Source organism: Arthrobacter sp. SLBN-83, assembly GCF_006715285.1.
GTDB lineage: Bacteria > Actinomycetota > Actinomycetes > Actinomycetales > Micrococcaceae > Arthrobacter.
The window spans coordinates 2,949,881-2,969,207 of record NZ_VFMX01000001.1; the positions used below are offsets into that span (position 1 = coordinate 2,949,881).

The following is a 19,327-nucleotide window of genomic DNA, read 5'->3' on the forward strand; positions in this document are numbered from 1 at the left end:
TCGTGCCCTCCCCTTTGCTTAGTACTTGCCTTCTTGAAACCGGCGTCGCCTTATGGCCGCGGTGTGGTGCATCTGCCGGTACCACGCGCTCGTGGTTGCGATGCCGCCCCGGAACAGTTCGTACTCCCGGTTGAACGAGCGTCGGATAGCTTGCCGGTACGTCCGCTTTGTGAACCTCACTTAGAGGCTTCGAAGACGTACGCGGGGATAGTTGCCGACTTCACGGGCAGGAACACGTACCAGACCTGGTCCTCGTCAACACCGTCCTCCCAGTCATACTTGCCGGGATATCCGTGATCGTCTCCGTTCGGCTCGATGAACGCCTCACCATACTTGCCGCCGCCCTGCCAGTAGGAGAATCCGAACAGCTTCCCATCAGTCTTACGACGAATGACACGCATGAGCGTAGTGCCTTGGTAGAGGCCGCCATCAGTGTGGAAGTAGTCGTGATTGCCCCACTTCAGGAACTCGAAATTGTCAGTGAAAGCCTTGATCTCCGCTTCGGTGGACTCGCCGTATTCGATGTCACCCCAGGCGATGTCATGACCTATCGCGTTCTTGAATGCCACCTTGTTGTCGGTGTCGATGATCGTGAATTCAACCGTCTCGCTCATGACTGTTCCTTGTCTGTGGTGGGTTCCCATTCGCGGCCGCGGTATTTGGGTGCGGGCGGGAGCGGCTCGTTGTAGTCGAACTTGCGTCGGTGGATGGCTTGGACCAGGTCCCGCCCTTCCTGGTCCTCAAACTGAGCCGCAGTCACGACGGGTCTGCTTCGTGAATCACGGTCGCGGGGAGGATGGACATACCGTCCTTCGTGGAGCGAACAAACCCGCCGTCCGTGCACTGCCACGCCTTGTACTCGTAGAAGGCGTTCACCCGATGTGGAGCGAAGCGCTGGAATGCCCGGCCGTTTCGCAGGACGACGGACCCAACCGGCAGCGCGTCGAGTTCTTCGGCGGTGGTGATGGTGCGGGGCTTCCGGTAACCAGCGGCAAGGATCGCGTCGGCTATATCGTGCGTAACCAAGCTGCTCGCGGCTGGCTTGTAGATCGCTTCCCGCGCAAGTGCGGCCAGTTCGTCGCGTGCGTTCATGGTGTGTCCTTTGTGGTGATGGTCTTGTACAGGTCCGGGTCCATCCGACGGAGCTTGGCGATGAGGTGGGTGTTGCATGCGGGTTGCCCGAACGTGAGGCCGGTGAGGCGGTGCTGTTCCGTGAGGCCCTGGTACTCGAGGGTTTCGGCTCGTTTCTGGGCGGCGAGAGCCTGGAGCTCGGCGGCCGTCACGGTTTGCCGCCGTTGTGGATCAGCGGCTTACCCTGCCACCGGTATCGTCCGTAGTGCCGCTCATACTGCCTCTGAGTCAGAGAATCGCAGGACCCATCACAGACCTGCATTCGCCCCGTCTTGATCCAGCAGTACTCGCAAGGCTCCGGCGGCTCAAGCCTGCCCATGCACTGGTCGCAGTAGCAGTAGTCGCTCATGCTGTCCTCGCCCATGTCACGGTTTCGCGTTTGTCCACCTGGACGAGCGCGGGCAGCTCGGCCCACTGCTGTTCGGTGTAGCCCCACCAGGCGGCGATCATCTTGTCTTCGGGGCTGATCCGTGGCCTGGGAGCGGGTGCGGGCCGGCGACGCTCCCAACGGAGGGCCCTGAACCAGCCCTTCACTTTTGGGCCCCGGGCTTGACGGGGATGTACACGGCGATCCGGCCGGTCCACTCCACACGGAACCCCGGGACTACCGGGGCGCTCATGCCGCGGCCTCAGTGAGTTGTGCGTTCTCCGTGACGGTGACGTTGAGGACCGCTTCGACTGCCTTGATGAAGTCGGCCCGGTTCACGTCATGGGAAACGGACAGCTGGCCACGCCGGTAGGAGTTGAGCTGGACAAGCCCGTACTGCGGCTGCGGCTCCGCGATCTGGATGACGGACGTGGCGCTGTAGTGGTCCCAGAGCCGCGCCTTCTTGACGCGTACCGGGGTGTTCTTGGTTTGAGTCTGAGCACTCATCGGGTTTTCCTCCATCGGATATTCGGCCATCCCTGGCCTCTCGTCTGCTGCAATACCTAAGTCTACCGCTTGTCAGTACCTAAACCAAGCACTGATGGTACTCATTCCGGGCAAAACTACGCGCCTTTCAGTTCCGCGACTACCCGGCCCGATACGAGATCCGCCGGCCGCCACACCCCAGCATCAGCACCAGCAGCCGTGAGCCCGTCCACCCACTTCCGCTGATCCGGCGACACCCTACCGACGTCGGTCTTCAACTCCCGGAACAACACCCGGGCCCGCTTCGGGGACACGAGGACCAGGTCAGGGAACCCTGGAGCGGACCGCCGCGAATCGTGAGTGTGATACGCCAGCTCATACCCATGCAACGACGCCAACTCCATCACGATCCCCTGGAACTCCTTCTCGCTCATCCCCGGCCGCAAATGAAACCCATATGCGCGTTCTTCACGTCGTCCGGTAACGCGCTCAGTGCGCTTCTCAGGCACTGTTAGTGCGTCCTGTGGGCATGGAGACGTCCTCGGGTGTTTGAGGCGCTCCTGCGGGCTGCTGTGGCGTTTGAGCGCATAACCTCACGGTAGAGCCGCAGGTCTTCTGCGGTTTGCTCTACCCAGTCCCAGGCTTCCATCTGCTGGAGTTCGGCAGCTACCCTGTCATGTCCGCCGCTGGTTTGGACGCGGTCGCACCATGCTTCGAAGATATCTAGGGCTTCTTTGTGCCGGGCTTTGAGGGTGGTCTCGGTGTGCATGCCGGTGGTACTCATGCTGCGGTCCTGTCTGCGTCGTTGTGGGTGAAGAGGCTGTTTCGCAGAGCCGCTACCGCTTTGGCGGCCTGGGCTTCGGTGTCGTGCCTGCCGCCCCAGTACATCTTCCGGTTGTGCATGACCGAGGCCGACCAACGTCCGGTTTGTTTGTCAAATGAAACGCCGAGGGTCTTGGATGACTTGTTGTTCCGATTGGTCCCTGCCCGGTTCTCACCGTTCTGCTTCTGGGTTGCTAGTCGCAGGTGTTCGGCGTTGCAGCACAGCGGGTTGTGGCAGGTGTGGTCAACCTTCATGCCCTCCGGGATCGGTCCGTGAGCCTTCTCGTAGGCCCACCGATGGACGGACATCGCTTCAGTGCTACGGACGGTGATCTTCCCGTATCCGTCGCCGTACTTCGCTCCGGTCCATATGAGGCAATCGCCTTGGCGCTTGGTTCGGGCAGCGAAGGATTCTTCGGGTGTCGAGTACCGGGGGTTGGTGGGGTGCTCTGGGTCGCCGTAGCGAGACCACTTCTGGTAGTGCATGGCGCACCAGCCGCGGGCTTTCGCCGGGCTTTGGCAAGTGGGTATGGCGCAGCTAAGCTTGGGCATATCATCGCTCCTCAGAAAGCGGTGGTCGCGCTCCCGGATTGTTGACGCAATCGCGGGAGTTTCTAATGCTCTCATTCTATCTCATTTCCTTGAATTTCCGGGGAATTCCAGTGTTTTCCGATATGGGATTCCGGTCTTTGTCCGGCTTTTACATCCGCCCAACAGCAGCGGCAATGATGAGCTTCTTGCTCGGGGTGGTCGGCGCATGGTGTCCAGGTCCTTGGGGCTTGCCAGTCGTCCGGGGCTGTGGAGGACCAGTGGCGGCCGTCCTGCGGGTAGAAGTTCGGTGTCCGCTTCGCCCATCCCCCACCGGGGTCTTGCTGGGTGGCGTAGTGGGCGAGGGCCCGGACGCAATGCCCGAAGTCCTTCCCCGGGAATCCTTCCTCGTTGGCTTCCCGGAGGATCAGGCCGGGCTTGTTCGGGGTCCAGTCCGGGCGGGCCGCGACCATCATGGCCGTGAGGCGTTGCCCTTCCTGGTCCGTGAGCTTGTACATGGATCTCCTTCAAAGAAGAATCGTCGTGCGTCCCGGTCTCTCGCGTTAAGTGAGTGACGATCGACGCTTTTCTTCACCCCAGATTCTTTAAAAATCTGGAAAGGCACTTAGGTGAGATGAGTAGGTAATAGGTACTAGGTAATAGGGGGTTAGGTTTCGCCAACCACTCGCAACCCATGCTCTAACCCAGTGGGTTTTGGTTGGGTTCTTGGTCTGCCGCCCTTAGCGCCGTTTTCCCGGTTCTTCGCCGCCTGCAATTCGATCTCTTCCTTCGACCACTGGTGGTTCAGGTAGTCATGCAGGCGGTAGCGGCCATCCGGTTGTGCTTCGAGCATCGCCCCGCGTCCTGGCACAAGCTCGGTGGTGAGTTCCTTGAAGACCTTCGGGCCGCGTTCCTTGGCCTTAGCCGCGGACACGTACCCGTCCGTCCTCATCCGATTGCACCAACCCGTGAGCCGGAGCCAGTGGACCTTGGCCGTGTCCGACATCGCTTCGATCTTCGGGTGGTCCATTGCGTCATCGTGGACGGCGATGAATGAACGCCCGTCTTTCTTCCTTGCCACTACTCGTCCCATCCTGTTTGTCTCGTCCAATGCCATCCGCCGTGATCGCATTCGTAGAACCGGCACACCTCCAGCAGCGCCCCGGGCCCCGCGATCTCCCTGCGTAGTCGTCTGGCTTCGTCCCGTGTGGGTGAGTAGGCCTTCCCGCATTCGCAGGTGAAGAAGTGGGGTTTTCGGTGCTGCACCCGGTACGCCTGCCGGGTACTCACGCCGCCTCATCGGAGCGGCAAGAGAACGGGGAGCAACCCGTCATGCTTGCGTTGTCCTCCTGGCTGAGCCGCTCTTCGAACTCCGAGACAGCCAACAGGCTCAAGACATCGGATTGCCTGGAAGCCCACTCGAAGTAGGACACCTTGTCGATCGGCGCTTCGCTGAGCGGTACGCGGGACCTGTGTAGGAATGCCTGGCCTAGGAGCGGTTGGCCCTGGGCGTTGGCCCTGGCTGAGCCGGCACGGATTGCAGCGTCGAACTCGACCGCGTCCTGCCATTCCTTGGGGTTTTCGTCGCGGAGTTGCCGCCACTGCATGTTCGAGTGGAACGGGCAGCCGATGCACGCAGATTTAGGGGTGTCTCCGAAGCCGTGGGCGGTGAGCAGCGCCCGGCACTTATCACGGTCCATGCCCAGCTCAATAAGCGGGTACCGGTTCCGCGAGTACTTCACGTCTCCGGTCTTGAGGTTGCCCTCCTGGTCCAACGCCCTGCTGATCTCGTCGGTGCTGATGCCTACCCATTGTTCAGCGAAGCGCCCGGCGGGGACCCTTCCCGGTTTGCCGTCTTCTCGGGGCTCTGCGCCCAGCAATTCTCTGGTCTTCTCCTTGATGGGCTTGAGCTTGTACTCGCTGGTGCACTGACGCCGCGTCATACCGTCGCCGCCGTCTTTGTTCTTGATGTACAGGGGCATGCTGGCGAAGCGGTGGGCCGGGTCCAGGGCATCGTTCCTGATGTTCCCGGATGAGACACGGTAGATGGGGATGCCTGCAGGCTTGGCGACTTCGCGCTCCAGGCGGTCCAGGTGTTCGTAGACAGCGGCGGGCTCCCAGCCGGTATCCGAGAAGATCGCCCCATCGAGCTTAGGGAGGTCGCCGCGGGCCGCGAGGATCAGGAGAGCGGAGGACTGGACGCCGGCACCCAGTGAGAGGATGCGGAGCGTGGGATCTTGCTGATTCATGTTCGCTCTTTCGTAGAGGGTTGGGTGGGGCTCCCACGGGTGGTGTGGGAGCCCCGAGTGTTTCCCTGTGCGGGCCCGGTGCTGCAGGCGCTGACAGGGAGGGCTTTACTTAGTGCAGCCAGCGCACTCTTCGGTCTCGTTGAGCGGCCTATCGCAAGACGTGCAGAGGGTGACGGTGGGTTGCCGGCGGGGGATGTTCAGGGCCGGCTTGGGAGGGATGAGTGCGATGGTCTTCACGAGGCAGCCTCCAGCGCGGCCCCGGGAACCTTGCCGAGAATGTGCTCGTCAATCTCGTTCACGTCGTAGCCGGACCAGTGGTGATCGCCGTCCGCCTTCGAGACGTAGACGACAGGCGCCTGGGAGTAGCCGAGGGACTTGATGAACTCCAGCGCCGTGGCGTCTTGGGTTACATCGACGTCGGTGTACTCGACTCCTTCCTTCTTGAACTTCCGCTTGGTGGCATCGCACTGCACGCATCCCTTCGGCTTGCTGTAGAGCGTGACTGCTACGCCGTTGCGGGCTTCGATGCGGGGTGTGAGGTCGGTGATGGTCACGGTTTCGTTTCCTGTCTGGTTGATTCTTAGAAGGGAGGCTCGGAGTCGTAGCCGCCTGCGGTGGCTTGGGCGGGCCACTGTTCTTCCTGCTGCTGGTTACCGCCCCAGTTACCGGAGGACTGCTGGTAGTTACCGCCGCCGTTTCCGTTCCGCTGGGTCCTGGTGATGGTGGCCGTGGCCGAACGGAGGGACGGGCCGATCTCGTCCACCTCGAGCTCGATGACGGTCCGCTTTTCGCCCTCTTTGGTCTCGTAGGAGCGGGACTTCAACCGGCCTTGGGCGATGACGCGCATACCCTTCCGAAGGGTCTCCGCGACGTTCTCCGCCGCTTCTTTCCACACTGCTGCCCGGAGGAACAGGGTCTCCCCGTCCTTCCACTCGTTGGCCTGCCGGTCAAAGGTCCGCGGGGTGGAAGCGATGGTGAAATTCGCCACCGCGCTACCCGAAGGAGTGAAGCGGAGTTCAGGGTCCTGCACGAGGTTCCCGATCACTGTGGTTTGGGTTTCGCCTGCCATGTCTAGGCCGCCTTTCGTAGGGGTTGGTGTTGCATGTTGAGGTAGTTACCGGCGTCGTCCAGGAAGACGAACTGGCCGAGTCGGGGGATGTACACGGGGAGGGTGTCGATCTCGTGGTCCGTGCGGAGCTTCCAGCCGTTCTTTCGGGCCTGCGCCGCGACGTCGGGCAGGGACTCCACGTCTCCGTTCCAGGCGGAGCAGACCAGAAGGCCGTTAGCGACTCGGTTGCGGGACTTCACTCCGCCTGCGCCGCGGCCCTTCCGGTGGTGGTGGACGAGTTCCCCAGCGCACCCGGTGGCGCCGTGGATGACGCAGCCGAGGTCACGGGCGGCGATGGTGATCTTCTGCGCCCGGGTGAAGCCGGTGTTCCCGCTCATGCCGCCCCCTGCTGCCCGGCCGGCTGGGCCATCCATTCGCTCTTGATGGCCGAGTTCAGGGACCGACCGATGTCAAGGCGGTCCCGGAGGACCCGGATGGACTCCCTCGCAGCCCGGAGCTTCTGGTCCGCGATCTCGGCGTCCAGCTTGTAGGCTGCCGCGTCGATGATGGACTGATGCTTCCTGACATCCATGGGCCCCTCGGCCTGGAGGAAGGACCGGGAGAGGGTGATCTCGTACCTTGACCGGAGCCGGACGGCTTCCTCATCGAGGCGGCTGATCTCGCCTTGCTTGGCGTCCAACTCCCGGCCCAGCCGGGCCAGGAGGAGGACGACATCGTTAGCGGTTGGTGTGGTCACGCTGCCCGCTCACCTGCAGCTTGGACGATCATCGATAGAACGGCCTCCGGTTGGCCCTCAGCCTGAGCGGTCTTCCAAAGGGCCTGCAGCTCTGCCTTGGTGCCGCAGTCAGCGATCTTGTCCACCCAGATGTCGAGGTCTACCGTCTTCCGCTGCAACTTCCGTGCCGGCGCTGGTGCTGGTTCCTCCGCTGGGGCATCCAGTTTGCCCTGCTCCTCCGAGGCATCGTGCAGGTCTCCCTTGTGCCAGAGGTCCAGGGCGGCGCCGAAGCGCATGCCGGCGTTGCGGAGGGCGTCACCGATGGCTTCCTTTACGGCGTTGCCGCCGGTCTTGCCCTGGGAGTCTCCGTAGCCGAGACGTTCCACCCCGCAGATCTTCAGCCGGATCCAGAGGCCGCCGTCCTTGTCGAAAACCGGGAGGCCGTTCTCCCCGATGGCCAGCGGCTCCCAGGACCACTCCGGGTCCACCTCGAGCAGCCGGTCCGTGAGGGCGGCATGGCCGACGTAGTCCAAGTGGATGGAGAGGGCGTGGTAGCCGCCGCAGTACTTACCATCCATAGAGACCTGCCGGCCGTTCTGGGGGTTGCACTGGAAGCGGTTCTTGTCGTCCCTCCGGACCTGCTTGGGGAGGAGGTTGATCGCGTTCGGGGGGAACGGGTCGCGGAGCCTGGCAAGGCCCGTGTTTGTCTCGGTCATTATGCAGCCTCAAATTCGATGGAGGGGTAAGGGACGGGATCAAGGACCTTGTGCTTGGCAAGGCCGAACTTGTAGATGGCGTGGGCGTGCTCGAAGATCTCGAAGTGCTCGAGCAGCTCCGCCCGATCGCGGGCCAGCGGGTGCAGGAAGGTCCCGTCCGGGGTGATGTGGGCGACGTAGGACGCCTGGATCTCAGGGAGTGGCATCTCCACTGATGGGGCATCGGGCTCCACGTAGAAGTCCGCCAGGGAGTACGCGGCGCACTGGGCCTTTGTCTCCCGGTAGACCCCGTTCGAGGTCTTGAGGTCCACCATGACCGGGTCCGAACCATTCAGGCCGGGGAGCTGCACGATGGCATCGAACCGGCCGGCGTAGCCCAGCCGGCGGTTGGCCACCGGCTTCTCGATAAGGAGGGGCTGCACGTTGAAGGCATCCAGGAAGCGAACGTATCCATCCACGTAGGAGTACAGCTCCTCGGGGATGTCAACCGCCTCGCCGTGGATGATCTTCTCCGCGATGTCGTGGACGGCAGTCCCGCGCACCGCGGCCGCATCGCGTTCCCGGTTAGGGGCTTCCTTGATTTCCTCGAATGAAGCGCCCGGGTTGGCGACGGCGAACTCTGCCGCTTTCTTCGCTGCCCAGGGGACGAGGAACGGCTTAGGGATGCCGCCGGACAGGATGGTGGTAACCGAGGTGGCCCGCTTCCCGTCCAGCAGGTACTTGTGGCCCTCGTCCTCGTAGGAGAGGCCGCGAATGAGTTCCTTTGTCTTACTCACTGATCTAGCTCCTATTCCCGGCCGGTGCCCAGCCGGTCGTTACGAGTTCTTGGGTTTGGGGGGCTCCGTCTACCTGGCAGATGCAGCCGCCGGTGCAGACGTGGCCGCCGCAGTCTTCGCAATGGCCGGCTCCGCGGCAGTAGCAGTTCATGGTCAGATCCCCAGGAGGTCGCCCACGGCGGCCCAGAAGATGACGAGGGTGAAGAGGAACGCGACGCCGGCGAGGGTGCCAAAGACTGCCTCGCCACGGGCGGTGAGTCGGATCCGCTGGCGGCTCATGCTGCCAACTCCATCGTTGGGATGAAGACCTGCTGGCCCAGGTCAGGGAAGGTGGAGATCACGTCGCGGATCGCGGTGAGCAGGTCCCCTTCGAACTGCTCCACCAGGTCCTCAGCTTCGGCTGACTCGAGGTCCATGTGGGTGCCGTTCTCCACCTTGCGGAGATCATCGAGTGCCTGGAGGGCAGCTGCGGTGTAGTTCGGTTCGGGGCGGATGCCGAGGAGGGCGGAGACGTCGAACGCGAGCTTCTCCTCGTCCTGCCATTCGTTCGGGTACCGCTCGTAGTAGTTGACGATGGTGGCGCGGGCCGCGGTTTCGGCCTGCCGTTTCGTGAAGTGGTAGGTGTACATCGGGTATCCTTCCGGTAGATGAGCTTCTTGCTTGTTCATGGGGTCCCGCGATTGCTTTGGTCGGCTGCGGGGCCCTTTTTTATTGGGCGAAGACGGGGATGTTGCGGAGCTGGCGGTTGCGGGCCCGGCGTTCTTCCTTCGCCGGGGTGGGGGCTTTCGCTCCCTGGCGGCGGATCGCTTCGATGTCCTCGGCGCCGAACCTGATCTGCGTCCCGTCCCGCCATGCCGGCCATTTGTTGGTCCGGACCCGGCGGCGGACTGTCTCCTCGCACACCCGGAACATCTGGGCTACTTCGGGGACGGTGTAGTAGGTGTTCATGCCGCCACCCATTCGCGGAGGACTCCGCCGTGGCGGGAGCGCTGCTTGGAGGTGGAGATCCCTGCTTCGCGGATGAGGCCGCGGGAGCGGGCGATCTTGAAAGCGCCTCCGACCTTGTTGGGGTGGGGTGCCGGGCGGTGGTGCCTGCGTAGGTCATCGGCAGTGACAGTGCCTCCCCTGGAAGCGAGGTCCGCGATGGTGGCCACTGCGTCCTCCGTCCAACTGTTGTCTTCCAATGCGATTGCTTGTGCCATGTCGGCGTGTCCTTTCCTAAGCGACTGATAGGCGCTGTGAGCGGGTGGTTTGCCGCTTGGCAGACGGTGCTACGGGCTCGAAAAGGACCTCTACGGGGATGTTGAGGACCTCCGCGATGCGGGTTGCGGTTTCGGGTTCCAGGCAGCGGCGGCGGCCGCTGGTCAGGTGGTTGATGAAGGACGGGTGGACGCCCACACGGTCAGCCAGCCCCCGCTGCGTCATCTTGTGTGGGATCGGTGCGCCCGCCCGGTGCGCGTCGATGTCTTTTTGAGTGATGAGGAAGGCGCGGAGCGCTTCCTTTGAGACCAGTCGCATGTAGGTTCCTTTCGGCCAACGGGCCTTAGTGCGCCAGGGTGACATGAGCTCTCCTTCTTGTTTCGGTAGGCGGTTCGCCTGTTATCTGCTGCCCTTTGAGTATTGCCTACCGGTAGGCGGTAAGTCAAGCACTGACAGTGCGGATTTCCCGCACCCACACTGATCACTAAAGGGATGGGGGGAATTTTTAGTAGGCAGGACCCTAAAATTAGAGGTACCGCCTACCGGTAGGCATAGTGCGCACCGTCAGCGTTGCGCACCAGGACACCCACAGGAAAGCTCAATGGCATGACCACGAACACAGGCCCCAACTTCCAACAGCTCGTCCTGGCCCACAAAAAGGACGACTCCTACGAAGCGATCTCCAAGCGCGCCGGCGGAGTCCCCAAGGCCCGCGCCCTGCAGTCCATCGTCAAAGACGGATTCACCCGCATGCCAACCCCGGAGACCATCGCCGGTCTCTCCAAAGCATTCAGCGTCAGCCCCCGCGAGCTCGTCCTCGCCGCGGCCCGCACCCTCGGCATCGACGTCGGAGACAACAACGAGTCCGACCTCATCCTCTGGGGCGCCGGCCGCCTGCCCGACGAATCCAAAGACATCCTCCGGAACACCGCCGGCGAATTCCTCAACTGGATGGACGGCAGCCGGAAGCAAACCACCAGCGCGCCGGACAACGTAGTGAAGTTGCCCACACGCAAGACCGAGGACCGGGCGCCGGACTTCTCCAAGATGGCCGCCATGACCGAGGTGGAATCTGAGGGAAAACGGGAAGCGGCCCGTTCCGCTCGTGCCGGGGAAGAGTCCCAGGAGCGGGAGTAGTTACTCGTCAGTGTCAGTCGCATCCTTTAGGGTGCTGGCATGGACTCGGGGGAGAGATTGGCAGAAGCGTTGGGCGTGCGTATCGTCACCCACCGGCTGCCCGGATTCCTCGTTGCAGCCACGGACGGCAGGACGATCTATCTTGATGACAGGCTCACCTACCGGGAGCGGCGCTGCGCCATCATCCACGAACTCGTCCACATCGAACTCGGCCACAAAGAGTGCCAGTCGCCGGCCGTCGAGAAGAAGGTCCGGGCTGCGGCGGCGGACCGTCTCGTGTCCTGGCAGGCGGTATGGGATCACGCTCCCTGGGCGCACTCACTGGACGAACTGGCAGAGGATGTCATGGTGACCAAGAGCGTTCTGTCGGACTGGATCGCCAGCCTCCCGGAGGATGCCCGGTACGTGCTGCAGATGCGCTTCGAATGCGCCGCATAGCGTGTGCACTTAGTGCACAAGAACCGTCTTGCGAAGTCTTTAATGGTAGTTTCAAGTCGCACGAAACCCCGGAAACATGCGGAACTTCGGCGCTATTCTTGGTGGCTGGGGTGGTTCAATTCCCCCCATCTCCACCCCACGGTTCGAGCCATCCTTCACGGATGGCTCGAACCATCTAAAACACCCCGGTCTTCGGACCGGGGTGTTTTTCTTTGCCCCGCGCCGGTGATTTGCGTAAGGGAGTCTGCACTGGAAACGCGGCTCCTTGGCCGGGTCGAAATGCTCTAGCAGTCGGGCCCGCGCGCCGTTATTTTCGGATCATGCACAATGACGCGCCGCAAACGCCCACCGAAGTCCTGGATGCCGGAACGTGCTGGGACCTCCTCCGGGAAGTGTCCGTCGGCCATTTGGCGGTATTAGTGGACGGCTATCCGGAAGTCTTTCCGGTCAACTTCAAGGTGGACCAGGAATCTGTTGTCTTCCGCACCGGGGAAGGAACCAAACTGCGCGCAGCCGGGGGACCACTTGCCGTCGCGCTAGAAGCCGACGGCCATGACGCGTCCCGGGCGTGGAGCGTGCTGGTCAAAGGCAGGGCCGTCATCCTGGACCCTTCGGAGGAAATCCTGTCCGGGGCCGGACTGACACTCTTTCCCTGGCAGGCGGGCCAAAAGGATCACTTCGTCCGAATTGTCCCCACCTCCGTCAGCGGCAGGCGCTTCACCATCACGTCGCCGCTGACGTGGTGGAACCACGTGGGACAGGCAGCAAGCAGGGGCACTGGGTAGCTTGCGCCGGGCCCATCGGCCCTTTCCGTAATGCGGGCTTGCTGGTACCACTGACCTATGATCGGGTCGCCCACCGCCGCTGCCGCCAAACCACCGTTCGACGCCGTCATTTTCGACCTCGACGGCGTGGTCACCAACACGGCGCTGGTCCACCAGGCTGCCTGGAAAGACGCGTTTGACCGGATCCTCCACGATCCACGGGTTCCGGCGGCCGCCAACCGTGCCCCCCTCAGCAGGACGGACTACCTCAAATACGTTGACGGGATGCCGCGTGAGGAAGGGGTGATGAGGTTCCTGGCGGCCCGCGGAGTGCGGGTCGAAAAGGGGAAAGAGACTGACGAAGCCGGAGCCTGGACGGGATTCGGCTTGGGTGCCTGGAAGAACGAATACTTCCTGCAGCACCTCCGGGAGGACGGCGTCCAGAGCTACCCCGGGACGCTCGAACTGCTGCAACGGCTTGCGGGCGCGGCGGTTCCAACCGCCGTGGTCACCTCAAGCCGCAACGCAGCATTGGTCCTGCAGGCGGCAGGCATCCACGATCTGTTCGACGTCGTGATGGACGGAACGACGGCGGCCGGGCAGGGTCTGCGCGGAAAGCCTGCACCGGACGTGTTTCTCGCGGCCGCGTCACAGTTGGGAGTGGCCCCGGCACACGCTGTGGTGGTGGAGGATTCGGCGGCGGGGGTTGAAGCCGGCCGGCGGGGCGGGTTTGGCCTTGTGGTGGGGATCGACCGCACCGGCAACCGCCGCCAGCTTGAAGCGGCGGGGGCCGGAATCGTCCTCAACGACGTGGGAGAGCTGGACCTGGGACAAGTCATCGGCAACGCATGGCACCTCGTCTACGAAGGGTTCGACGCCGCGCACGAGGGGCACCGGGAAGCCCTGACTACCCTGGGCAACGGCTACATGGGCGTGCGGGGTGCGGCACCCGAGGGCGGCCCCTTCAGCTACGCGGGAATGTATCTTGCGGGCGTGTACAACCGGGTCCTGGCCACGGCAGCCGGTGAAACGCTGCTGGAAGAACATATGGTCAACGCACCCGACTGCCTGCGGCTTGATCTGCGCCTGCCCGGCCAGCCGTGGTGGTCGGAGGGGGGGATGACCGTAGTCCGGGAGCGCCGCGTCCTGGACCTCAAAAAGGCGCTGCTTGAGCGCAGGCTGCTGTTGGAGGGCGCGGACCACCGGCGGCTGGAAGTGGTGCAAACCCGCTTTGTATCCATGGCCGAACCCCACTTGCTGGTCCTTGAAACGGTGATCACTGCGCTGGGCTGGGACGGTGACCTGGAAGTACGCAGTGGCATCAATGCCGCCGTGCGCAATGCCAACCTGCCAGAACGTGCCCTGGGCTCCGACATCCATCTCGCCGACAGGACTGCCCCGCGCGGCCCCAGTCCGGAGGTGCCACCAGGTACAACCTCTGTGGTGGAAGTGGAAACGACCCAAAGCCTGATCCGTATCGCGGCAGCCTACCGAACATTCGTGTGCCAGGAGGCCGCCGGAATCGAGGAGGGCAGGAAAGGCGGGTACCACTTCCACGTCCTCTTGCTTTCCCTTGAGGCGGGCAAGGCGGCACGGCTCACCAAGACAGTGGCAGTGGTGACCTCCCGCGACCGCGCAATCTCCTCCCCGGAGACGGAGGCCAGAGCCGTGCTGGAGCGCATGGGCGGAGACTATGATGCATTGCTGTCGGCGCATGAGGAGGCCTGGCGCCGGGAACTCCGGCCGTTCCTGGTGGATATTGACGCCCCGGTCCAGGTGCAACTGGTTCTCAACCTGCACATCTTCCACCTGCTGCAGACATTGACGCACCACACGGCCGAACTCGATGCCGGCGTCACCGCGCGCGGCCTGCACGGCGAAGGCTACCGCGGCCACGTCTTTTGGGATGAGCTGTTCGTCCTGCCGGTACTCACCTCGAAGACGCCCGACATTGCCCGCTCCGTGCTCGATTACCGGTGGCGGCGGCTTCCCGCTGCCCGGCACGCTGCAGTTGCGGCAGGGCTGGCGGGGGCCAAGTTTCCATGGCAGAGCGGCAGTGACGGAACCGAGGAGACACCGAAGTGGTTGTACAACGAAAGGTCCGGCAGGTGGGTGAAAGACCATTCGCATCTGCAGGTCCACTCGGGCCTGGCCGTTGCCTTCAACGCCTGGCAGTACTTTCAGGCCACCGGCAACAAAATTTGGCTCCTCCAAAAGGGGGCTGAGTTGGTAATCGAGGTTGCCCGTTTCTTCCGTTCCCTGGCCCGCTACGACGAGCAGGGCGGCCGGTACCACCTGTGTGGCGTGGTGGGACCGGACGAATACCACACAGGCTACCCTGGCCGGGACAAACCAGGCCTGGACGATAATGCCTACACCAACGTCATGGCGGCGTGGGTCTGCTCCCAAGCGGCTGGCATCACGTCCTTCCTCCATGGCAGCGAGCGTGCAGGGCTCATGGAACGCCTCGGTGTCACCGCTGAGGAAACAGCCGGGTGGGCGCACATGGCAAGCGCGATGTACGTCCCCTTTCACGGTGACGGCATCATCAGCCAGTTCGAGGGCTACGGGGACTTGAAGGAGCTTGACTGGGAACATTACCGGGACGAGTACGGCGACATTGAACGCCTGGACCTGATCCTGGAAGCCGAAAACGATGCGACCAATTGCTACAAACTGGCAAAACAGGCGGATGTCCTCATGCTGCCGTACCTGCTGGGCCACGAAGGACTGGTCGCCATCCTCCAGCGGCTGCACTACGGATTCACACAGGAACAACTCAACCGGACAATCGAGTACTACCTGGCCCGAACGGCGCATGGATCCACGCTGAGCAGGGTTGCGCACGCATCTGTCCTGGCAGGCCTGGACGCGGACAGGGCTTGGGACAGCTTCCGGGAAGCGCTCGACGCCGATCTGGACGACACCCAGCATGGCACCACGCGCGCGGGGATCCATTTGGGCGCCATGGGCGGCACCATCGACGTGGTGCAGCGCAGCTTCGCGGGCCTGCGGTTCAGCGGGGAAACCATCGTGTTCGCGCCCAACTTGCCCACGGGTCTTCGCGCCGTCGCCTTCGAGGTCCTCTACAGAGGGCACCGGCTTCGGGTGCACCTCAAGGACGGCCGGATGAGCATCACCTCCGCCCCCGGCGACGCCGGCCCCATCAAGGTGCATGTGTACGGCACCGATGTTGTCTTGCCTCCCGGCCGGACCCGGCACTTCCCGATGCCTGCCCGGGCCCCCGGACTGGCGGCGTCGTGAAACGGCTGGGGATCCTCACCAGTGGTGGTGACTGCCCGGGGGTCAACGCCGTCATCCGGGGAGCGGTACTGGGCGGGGACGTCGCCCACGGGTACGAATTCGTTGGATTCAAGGACGGGTGGCGGGGTGTCCTGGAACAGGACGCCGTTCCCTTGCCCCGGACGAGCGTCCGAGGGATCTCACGCCTGGGCGGAACCATCCTCGGCACGTCCCGGACCAACCCGCTGGTGGGCAAGGGAATCGACGGGGTACGGGCGTGTTTTCGGCGCAACGGGCTGGAGGGCCTGATCGCCATCGGGGGAGAGGGGACGCTGGCGGCTGCCCGGGAACTGTGCGCGCAAGGCATCAATGGGGTGGGGGTACCCAAGACCATCGACAACGACCTTGGCGCCACGGATTACACCTTCGGTTTTGACACCGCAGTCCAAACTGCCACGGAAGCAATAGACCGCCTGCGGACCACGGGAGAATCCCATCACCGCTGCATGGTCGCGGAAGTGATGGGCCGCAACGCCGGGTGGATAGCGCTGCATTCCGGAATGGCCTCCGGCGCGCACGCCATCCTGATACCGGAACATCCCGTATCCCTGGACCAGGTCTGTTCGTGGGTGCTGTCCGCCCGTGACCGCGGCAGGGCGCCCCTTGTGGTGGTGGCCGAAGCCTTCGCACCCGAGGGGCACGCGGCGCCTTACGCACCCCGCGGCCTGGATACTTTTGGCAGGCCACGCCTCGGAGGCATTGGACTGCTGCTTGAAGGGGAGCTGCAGATCAGGACCGGCATCGAAACCCGGGCCACAGTCCTGGGCCACATCCAGCGCGGCGGCGAACCCACGGCCTTCGACCGTGTCCTTGCCACCCGCCTGGGCCTGGCCGCCGTCGAATCTGCAGCGGTGGGCAGATGGGGAACCATGGTGTCGCTGCGTGGCACGGACATCGTGAATGTCGGACTGGAGGAGGCGCTGGGGGAACTGAAAGTGGTGCCGGAGGCGCGCTACCAGGAAGCTGCCGTCCTGTTCGGCTGAAGTATCGCACTTAAGGGAAGCCAGCTTGTTCCTGGGCGGGGATTATTGGATTGAGCGCTCGGCAAAACTATTTCCCATCATGTGCCGGCCGGACCCGCAGGACCGCCGATCCGGTAACCCTGTCCGCGGCAAGGTCTTCCAAAGCTTTGTCCGCGTCGTCAAACGGGTAAACCGTGGTGGTGAGGGCCAGGGAAAGCCGGGCTGCGAGGGTTAGGAACTCGTGCCCGTCCGCCCTGGTGTTGGCAGTCACACTCCGCACTTGCCGTTCAAGAAAGAGCTCCCTGGCGTAATTCAGGGCCGGTATGTCAGTCAGGTGGATCCCGGCAATGGCCAGCGTCCCGCCACGGTCCAGGGCACGCAGCGCGACGGGAACGAGGTCGCCTGCCGGGGCAAACAGTATGGCGGAATCGAGCGGTACCGGCGGTTCGGCGTAAGCGTCGCCTGCATACTCCGCTCCCAGCTCCAGCGCCAGTGACCGCGCGCTCGCAGAACGGGTCATCACGAACACGGACGCACCTTGTTTGAGCGCCAATTGGGCCGTGATGTGTGCTGAACTGCCAAATCCGTAGATGCCCAGGCGCCCGCCGACCGGCAGCGCGGCGCGTTTCAGGGCCCGGTAACCGATGATCCCGGAACACAGCAGCGGTGCAGCCTGTTCGTCAGTGAAGGAGGCAGGCAGAGGGTACGCGAAGTCCTCCGCCACTGTGAGGTGCTCCGCGTAGCCGCCATCCCGGTCCCAACCGGTGAAGACCGGTGACGAGCATAGATTTTCGTCACCTCGGCGGCAGTAAGGGCACTTGCCGCAGGTCCCGCCGAGCCAGGCCACCCCGACCCTGTCTCCTACCTTGAAACGGGAGCAGTCCGTCCCCGTTTCAATGACGACGCCGACTGCTTCGTGGCCGGGCACTACGTGCGGATGCTGCGGTGCCAGGTCTCCTTCTGCGAGATGGAGGTCTGTGCGGCAGATACCGCAGACGGTAACTTCCACCAGGAGTTCGCGGGTGGCCGGACTGGGGGTGGCCCGGTGTCCCAGCACCAGGGGATGGGTGGAGAGGGGCCCGGGTTCGTTCACCCACCATGCGCGCACAGCGCCTCCCGCTCCGTTGGCCTGCCGGTGCCTCCGCCCCGCCGGCCCCTTATTCGAAGCCCGCCCGGGTTGCGTCATCCAGCGGGGTCTGCCACAGCAGCGGCGCGCTTACGGTAAAGCGCCTCCCCGTGATGGACTCCGGCGTGATGCGGATGAAGTGCTCCTGCCCGACGCCCTGCCACGGAAACAGGGCACGGCGGATGTCATCCAGGTCAGGGCCTGTGGGCGTTGTCTCCTGTGCCTTGCCCTTGATGACAACGCTCCAGGCGAGGCCGAACTGTGAGCTGACCGCATCCGCTTCCAGTGCAACAACGGCATCCGATTGGATTGCCTGCTGCTTGGTGCCGCTGCCCGTGCGGAAAACCAGCGATTGGCCGTCCACCTTGTAGTTGACGGGGAAGACGTCGGGATGGCCGTCGGCGATGACGGCCAGCCGTCCCACCCCGGTCTGGGAGAGGAGCGCCCAGCATTCCTCCGCGTCAAGGATTTCCGGCGCCGGTACGTTCGTGTTGTCAGTCATACGGCACAGCGTAGGCAACCCTCCTGCCTGCGAAAAGGGCACAAAGGCCCGGCCTGAAGGGAAGGACCTAAGGCCCTTGGACCCCGGAAGGGCCGATGGGACGCTGGGGAGACGCCGGGGAAGCTGATCTTCCCTGCGAAAGGTGGCCATGCTGACGCATCTGTTCCTCAACCGCCTCCTGTGGAGTGTTGCCGGACTGTTGGCACTGGGTGCTGCAGCAACGGGAATCTGGCGAACTGAAATCTACGACCGGGTGGTGGCCCCCGGGCTTGTCCCCGGTGCATACTCGCAGGATTTGCTTTCCGCGGCGGCCGGGCTCGGTTTGCTCTACCTGGCCTGCGCGGCCAGGCCGCAAAGGACAAGGCACCAAATTGTGGCCCTTGGGCTCCTCGGCTACCTTTTCTACGCTTACGGGATTTACGTCATCGAGCGGACCTACAACGCCTTGTACCTGCTGTACATGGCGGTCTTCGCACTGTCTTTTTGGGCGCTGGCCACGGCCGGAGCCACCCTGGACCGCACAACCCCGTCGGTATCCCTGCCCCGCGCGGTGCGGCTTACGTCGGCTTCGGGCGCCATCCTTCAGCCCTTGGTTTTTTATCCCCTCTGGATCGGGATGCTCCTGCCCCTCATGGCTGCGGGCGAGCAAATCGACTCCCTCTACTCAATCTCTATCCTGGACCTTTGCTTCATCATGCCCGGGTTCGTCATCCTGTCCTTCCTGGCATACCGGAACCACCGGACAGGATTGTTGCTCCTGCCGGCCCTGCATGTCCTGGGTTTCACGCTCATCTTCTCCCTGGCGGCGGGTGAACTGGTTAAGCCCCTGTTTGGGGCAGCGCCGGACGGGGCGGCACTCGTGCAGTCGCTTGCCCTCTCGGCGCTGTTCCTGGTGCTTGCGACATTGCACCTTGCCAAACTCCGGACCGCATGGCCACCAGGGGAAAGCCTTCCGGTCCTCCAGCCGGCGGATACGCAGCCGGCGCACCGGCAACCATCAACCGGCCGGCGAACGCAGAGCCGGCCCTCACATTAA

At 63.6% G+C, this 19,327-nt stretch carries 31 protein-coding genes; 6 read left to right on the forward strand and 25 right to left on the reverse strand.

Annotation, left to right across the window (positions count from 1 at the left end; all coding sequences use genetic code 11):
* Positions 1-176: 176 nt before the first annotated feature.
* From FBY30_RS13725 to FBY30_RS13825, 23 genes are all read right to left on the reverse strand, one after another.
* Entirely contained in the window at positions 177-614 is a 438-nt protein-coding gene (locus FBY30_RS13725; protein WP_142133353.1) for a hypothetical protein, read from the reverse strand.
* Entirely contained in the window at positions 611-760 is a 150-nt protein-coding gene (locus FBY30_RS20685; protein WP_160141477.1) for a hypothetical protein, read from the reverse strand. Before FBY30_RS20685 ends, FBY30_RS13725 begins: the two co-directional genes overlap by 4 nt.
* Entirely contained in the window at positions 757-1,092 is a 336-nt protein-coding gene (locus FBY30_RS13730; RefSeq protein WP_142133354.1) for a hypothetical protein, read from the reverse strand. Before FBY30_RS13730 ends, FBY30_RS20685 begins: the two co-directional genes overlap by 4 nt.
* Positions 1,089-1,283, reverse strand: a complete 195-nt coding sequence (locus tag FBY30_RS13735) for a hypothetical protein (RefSeq protein WP_142133355.1) — start codon at positions 1,281-1,283, stop codon at positions 1,089-1,091. Before FBY30_RS13735 ends, FBY30_RS13730 begins: the two co-directional genes overlap by 4 nt.
* Positions 1,284-1,476: 193 nt before the next feature.
* Positions 1,477-1,665, reverse strand: coding sequence for a hypothetical protein (locus tag FBY30_RS13740; RefSeq protein ID WP_142133356.1), 189 nt, complete (start codon positions 1,663-1,665; stop codon positions 1,477-1,479).
* 82 nt (positions 1,666-1,747) lie between these two features.
* Positions 1,748-2,005 (reverse strand): hypothetical protein, encoded by a 258-nt coding sequence (locus FBY30_RS13745; RefSeq protein ID WP_142133357.1) that lies wholly within the window; start codon positions 2,003-2,005, stop codon positions 1,748-1,750.
* A 116-nt stretch (positions 2,006-2,121) separates the two neighbouring features.
* Positions 2,122-2,418, reverse strand: coding sequence for a VRR-NUC domain-containing protein (locus FBY30_RS13750; protein ID WP_142133358.1), 297 nt, complete (start codon positions 2,416-2,418; stop codon positions 2,122-2,124).
* Positions 2,419-2,495: 77 nt separating this feature from the next.
* Positions 2,496-2,768: a hypothetical protein gene (locus FBY30_RS13755; RefSeq protein WP_142133359.1), complete on the reverse strand. Its 273-nt coding sequence runs from the start codon at positions 2,766-2,768 to the stop codon at positions 2,496-2,498.
* Positions 2,765-3,358, reverse strand: coding sequence for an HNH endonuclease (locus FBY30_RS13760; RefSeq protein ID WP_160141478.1), 594 nt, complete (start codon positions 3,356-3,358; stop codon positions 2,765-2,767). The genes FBY30_RS13755 and FBY30_RS13760 overlap by 4 nt, the downstream gene beginning before the upstream one ends.
* Before the next feature lie 71 nt (positions 3,359-3,429).
* Positions 3,430-3,852, reverse strand: coding sequence for a hypothetical protein (locus FBY30_RS13765; protein WP_142133361.1), 423 nt, complete (start codon positions 3,850-3,852; stop codon positions 3,430-3,432).
* Positions 3,853-4,001: 149 nt separating this feature from the next.
* Entirely contained in the window at positions 4,002-4,364 is a 363-nt protein-coding gene (locus FBY30_RS13770) for a hypothetical protein (RefSeq protein WP_160141479.1), read from the reverse strand.
* A gap of 256 nt (positions 4,365-4,620) precedes the next feature.
* Positions 4,621-5,583 (reverse strand): hypothetical protein, encoded by a 963-nt coding sequence (locus FBY30_RS13775; RefSeq protein ID WP_142133363.1) that lies wholly within the window; start codon positions 5,581-5,583, stop codon positions 4,621-4,623.
* 233 nt (positions 5,584-5,816) lie between these two features.
* Positions 5,817-6,137, reverse strand: coding sequence for a glutaredoxin family protein (locus FBY30_RS13780; protein WP_327437015.1), 321 nt, complete (start codon positions 6,135-6,137; stop codon positions 5,817-5,819).
* A gap of 26 nt (positions 6,138-6,163) precedes the next feature.
* On the reverse strand, positions 6,164-6,652 hold the full coding sequence (locus FBY30_RS13785) for a single-stranded DNA-binding protein (RefSeq protein WP_142133364.1): 489 nt from the start codon (positions 6,650-6,652) through the stop codon (positions 6,164-6,166).
* A gap of 2 nt (positions 6,653-6,654) precedes the next feature.
* On the reverse strand, positions 6,655-7,029 hold the full coding sequence (locus FBY30_RS13790) for a hypothetical protein (RefSeq protein ID WP_142133365.1): 375 nt from the start codon (positions 7,027-7,029) through the stop codon (positions 6,655-6,657).
* The gene (locus FBY30_RS13795) at positions 7,026-7,388 is read right to left on the reverse strand and encodes a hypothetical protein (protein WP_142133366.1); all 363 of its coding nucleotides are present in this window, start codon (positions 7,386-7,388) and stop codon (positions 7,026-7,028) included. The genes FBY30_RS13790 and FBY30_RS13795 overlap by 4 nt, the downstream gene beginning before the upstream one ends.
* Positions 7,385-8,083, reverse strand: a complete 699-nt coding sequence (locus FBY30_RS20830; protein ID WP_200830691.1) for a hypothetical protein — start codon at positions 8,081-8,083, stop codon at positions 7,385-7,387. Before FBY30_RS20830 ends, FBY30_RS13795 begins: the two co-directional genes overlap by 4 nt.
* Entirely contained in the window at positions 8,083-8,859 is a 777-nt protein-coding gene (locus FBY30_RS13805) for a hypothetical protein (RefSeq protein ID WP_142133367.1), read from the reverse strand. The genes FBY30_RS20830 and FBY30_RS13805 overlap by 1 nt, the downstream gene beginning before the upstream one ends.
* 153 nt (positions 8,860-9,012) lie before the next feature.
* Positions 9,013-9,138 (reverse strand): hypothetical protein, encoded by a 126-nt coding sequence (locus FBY30_RS21140; RefSeq protein ID WP_268815699.1) that lies wholly within the window; start codon positions 9,136-9,138, stop codon positions 9,013-9,015.
* The gene (locus tag FBY30_RS13810) at positions 9,135-9,488 is read right to left on the reverse strand and encodes a hypothetical protein (RefSeq protein ID WP_142133368.1); all 354 of its coding nucleotides are present in this window, start codon (positions 9,486-9,488) and stop codon (positions 9,135-9,137) included. Before FBY30_RS13810 ends, FBY30_RS21140 begins: the two co-directional genes overlap by 4 nt.
* Positions 9,489-9,567: 79 nt before the next feature.
* Positions 9,568-9,807, reverse strand: a complete 240-nt coding sequence (locus FBY30_RS13815; protein ID WP_160141480.1) for a helix-turn-helix domain-containing protein — start codon at positions 9,805-9,807, stop codon at positions 9,568-9,570.
* On the reverse strand, positions 9,804-10,061 hold the full coding sequence (locus FBY30_RS13820; RefSeq protein WP_142133370.1) for a hypothetical protein: 258 nt from the start codon (positions 10,059-10,061) through the stop codon (positions 9,804-9,806). The genes FBY30_RS13815 and FBY30_RS13820 overlap by 4 nt, the downstream gene beginning before the upstream one ends.
* 16 nt (positions 10,062-10,077) lie before the next feature.
* Entirely contained in the window at positions 10,078-10,377 is a 300-nt protein-coding gene (locus FBY30_RS13825; protein ID WP_142133371.1) for a helix-turn-helix transcriptional regulator, read from the reverse strand.
* A gap of 288 nt (positions 10,378-10,665) precedes the next feature.
* On the opposite strand from FBY30_RS13825, the gene FBY30_RS13830 reads away from it, so the two are divergent.
* From FBY30_RS13830 to FBY30_RS13850, 5 genes are all read left to right on the forward strand, one after another.
* Complete coding sequence (locus tag FBY30_RS13830; RefSeq protein ID WP_142133372.1) at positions 10,666-11,196, forward strand: hypothetical protein; 531 nt, start codon at positions 10,666-10,668, stop codon at positions 11,194-11,196.
* 39 nt (positions 11,197-11,235) lie between these two features.
* Entirely contained in the window at positions 11,236-11,634 is a 399-nt protein-coding gene (locus FBY30_RS13835; RefSeq protein WP_142133373.1) for an ImmA/IrrE family metallo-endopeptidase, read from the forward strand.
* A 320-nt stretch (positions 11,635-11,954) separates the two neighbouring features.
* Entirely contained in the window at positions 11,955-12,419 is a 465-nt protein-coding gene (locus FBY30_RS13840) for a pyridoxamine 5'-phosphate oxidase family protein (protein WP_142133374.1), read from the forward strand.
* Positions 12,420-12,476: 57 nt separating this feature from the next.
* The gene (locus tag FBY30_RS13845; RefSeq protein ID WP_142133375.1) at positions 12,477-15,662 is read left to right on the forward strand and encodes an HAD-IA family hydrolase; all 3,186 of its coding nucleotides are present in this window, start codon (positions 12,477-12,479) and stop codon (positions 15,660-15,662) included.
* Positions 15,659-16,684 carry an ATP-dependent 6-phosphofructokinase gene (locus tag FBY30_RS13850; RefSeq protein WP_142133376.1) on the forward strand — a complete coding sequence of 342 codons (1,026 nt, stop codon included), beginning with the start codon at positions 15,659-15,661 and terminating at the stop codon, positions 16,682-16,684. Before FBY30_RS13845 ends, FBY30_RS13850 begins: the two co-directional genes overlap by 4 nt.
* A gap of 67 nt (positions 16,685-16,751) precedes the next feature.
* Here the strand turns inward: FBY30_RS13850 and FBY30_RS13855 are convergent, their stop codons facing one another.
* Positions 16,752-17,771 carry a zinc-dependent alcohol dehydrogenase family protein gene (locus FBY30_RS13855; protein WP_200830692.1) on the reverse strand — a complete coding sequence of 340 codons (1,020 nt, stop codon included), beginning with the start codon at positions 17,769-17,771 and terminating at the stop codon, positions 16,752-16,754.
* 49 nt (positions 17,772-17,820) lie between these two features.
* Positions 17,821-18,291, reverse strand: a complete 471-nt coding sequence (locus FBY30_RS13860; RefSeq protein WP_142133378.1) for a pyridoxamine 5'-phosphate oxidase family protein — start codon at positions 18,289-18,291, stop codon at positions 17,821-17,823.
* 148 nt (positions 18,292-18,439) lie between these two features.
* Here FBY30_RS13860 and FBY30_RS13865 point away from each other — a divergent pair, with 148 nt between their 5' ends.
* Positions 18,440-19,327 (forward strand): hypothetical protein, encoded by an 888-nt coding sequence (locus tag FBY30_RS13865; protein WP_200830693.1) that lies wholly within the window; start codon positions 18,440-18,442, stop codon positions 19,325-19,327.

Coding starts and splice junctions, on each gene's coding strand:
- FBY30_RS13725 (WP_142133353.1), bottom strand. CDS start 614: ATGAGCGAGACGGTTGAATTCACGATCATCGACACCGACAACAAGGTG.
- FBY30_RS13730 (WP_142133354.1), bottom strand. CDS start 1,092: ATGAACGCACGCGACGAACTGGCCGCACTTGCGCGGGAAGCGATCTAC.
- FBY30_RS13745 (WP_142133357.1), bottom strand. CDS start 2,005: ATGAGTGCTCAGACTCAAACCAAGAACACCCCGGTACGCGTCAAGAAG.
- FBY30_RS13750 (WP_142133358.1), bottom strand. CDS start 2,418: ATGAGCGAGAAGGAGTTCCAGGGGATCGTGATGGAGTTGGCGTCGTTG.
- FBY30_RS13755 (WP_142133359.1), bottom strand. CDS start 2,768: ATGAGTACCACCGGCATGCACACCGAGACCACCCTCAAAGCCCGGCAC.
- FBY30_RS13760 (WP_160141478.1), bottom strand. CDS start 3,358: ATGCCCAAGCTTAGCTGCGCCATACCCACTTGCCAAAGCCCGGCGAAA.
- FBY30_RS13765 (WP_142133361.1), bottom strand. CDS start 3,852: ATGTACAAGCTCACGGACCAGGAAGGGCAACGCCTCACGGCCATGATG.
- FBY30_RS13770 (WP_160141479.1), bottom strand. CDS start 4,364: ATGGACCACCCGAAGATCGAAGCGATGTCGGACACGGCCAAGGTCCAC.
- FBY30_RS13775 (WP_142133363.1), bottom strand. CDS start 5,583: ATGAATCAGCAAGATCCCACGCTCCGCATCCTCTCACTGGGTGCCGGC.
- FBY30_RS13785 (WP_142133364.1), bottom strand. CDS start 6,652: ATGGCAGGCGAAACCCAAACCACAGTGATCGGGAACCTCGTGCAGGAC.
- FBY30_RS13790 (WP_142133365.1), bottom strand. CDS start 7,029: ATGAGCGGGAACACCGGCTTCACCCGGGCGCAGAAGATCACCATCGCC.
- FBY30_RS20830 (WP_200830691.1), bottom strand. CDS start 8,083: ATGACCGAGACAAACACGGGCCTTGCCAGGCTCCGCGACCCGTTCCCC.
- FBY30_RS21140 (WP_268815699.1), bottom strand. CDS start 9,138: ATGAGCCGCCAGCGGATCCGACTCACCGCCCGTGGCGAGGCAGTCTTT.
- FBY30_RS13810 (WP_142133368.1), bottom strand. CDS start 9,488: ATGTACACCTACCACTTCACGAAACGGCAGGCCGAAACCGCGGCCCGC.
- FBY30_RS13815 (WP_160141480.1), bottom strand. CDS start 9,807: ATGAACACCTACTACACCGTCCCCGAAGTAGCCCAGATGTTCCGGGTG.
- FBY30_RS13820 (WP_142133370.1), bottom strand. CDS start 10,061: ATGGCACAAGCAATCGCATTGGAAGACAACAGTTGGACGGAGGACGCA.
- FBY30_RS13825 (WP_142133371.1), bottom strand. CDS start 10,377: ATGCGACTGGTCTCAAAGGAAGCGCTCCGCGCCTTCCTCATCACTCAA.
- FBY30_RS13830 (WP_142133372.1), top strand. CDS start 10,666: ATGACCACGAACACAGGCCCCAACTTCCAACAGCTCGTCCTGGCCCAC.
- FBY30_RS13835 (WP_142133373.1), top strand. CDS start 11,236: ATGGACTCGGGGGAGAGATTGGCAGAAGCGTTGGGCGTGCGTATCGTC.
- FBY30_RS13840 (WP_142133374.1), top strand. CDS start 11,955: ATGCACAATGACGCGCCGCAAACGCCCACCGAAGTCCTGGATGCCGGA.
- FBY30_RS13845 (WP_142133375.1), top strand. CDS start 12,477: ATGATCGGGTCGCCCACCGCCGCTGCCGCCAAACCACCGTTCGACGCC.
- FBY30_RS13860 (WP_142133378.1), bottom strand. CDS start 18,291: ATGACTGACAACACGAACGTACCGGCGCCGGAAATCCTTGACGCGGAG.
- FBY30_RS13865 (WP_200830693.1), top strand. CDS start 18,440: ATGCTGACGCATCTGTTCCTCAACCGCCTCCTGTGGAGTGTTGCCGGA.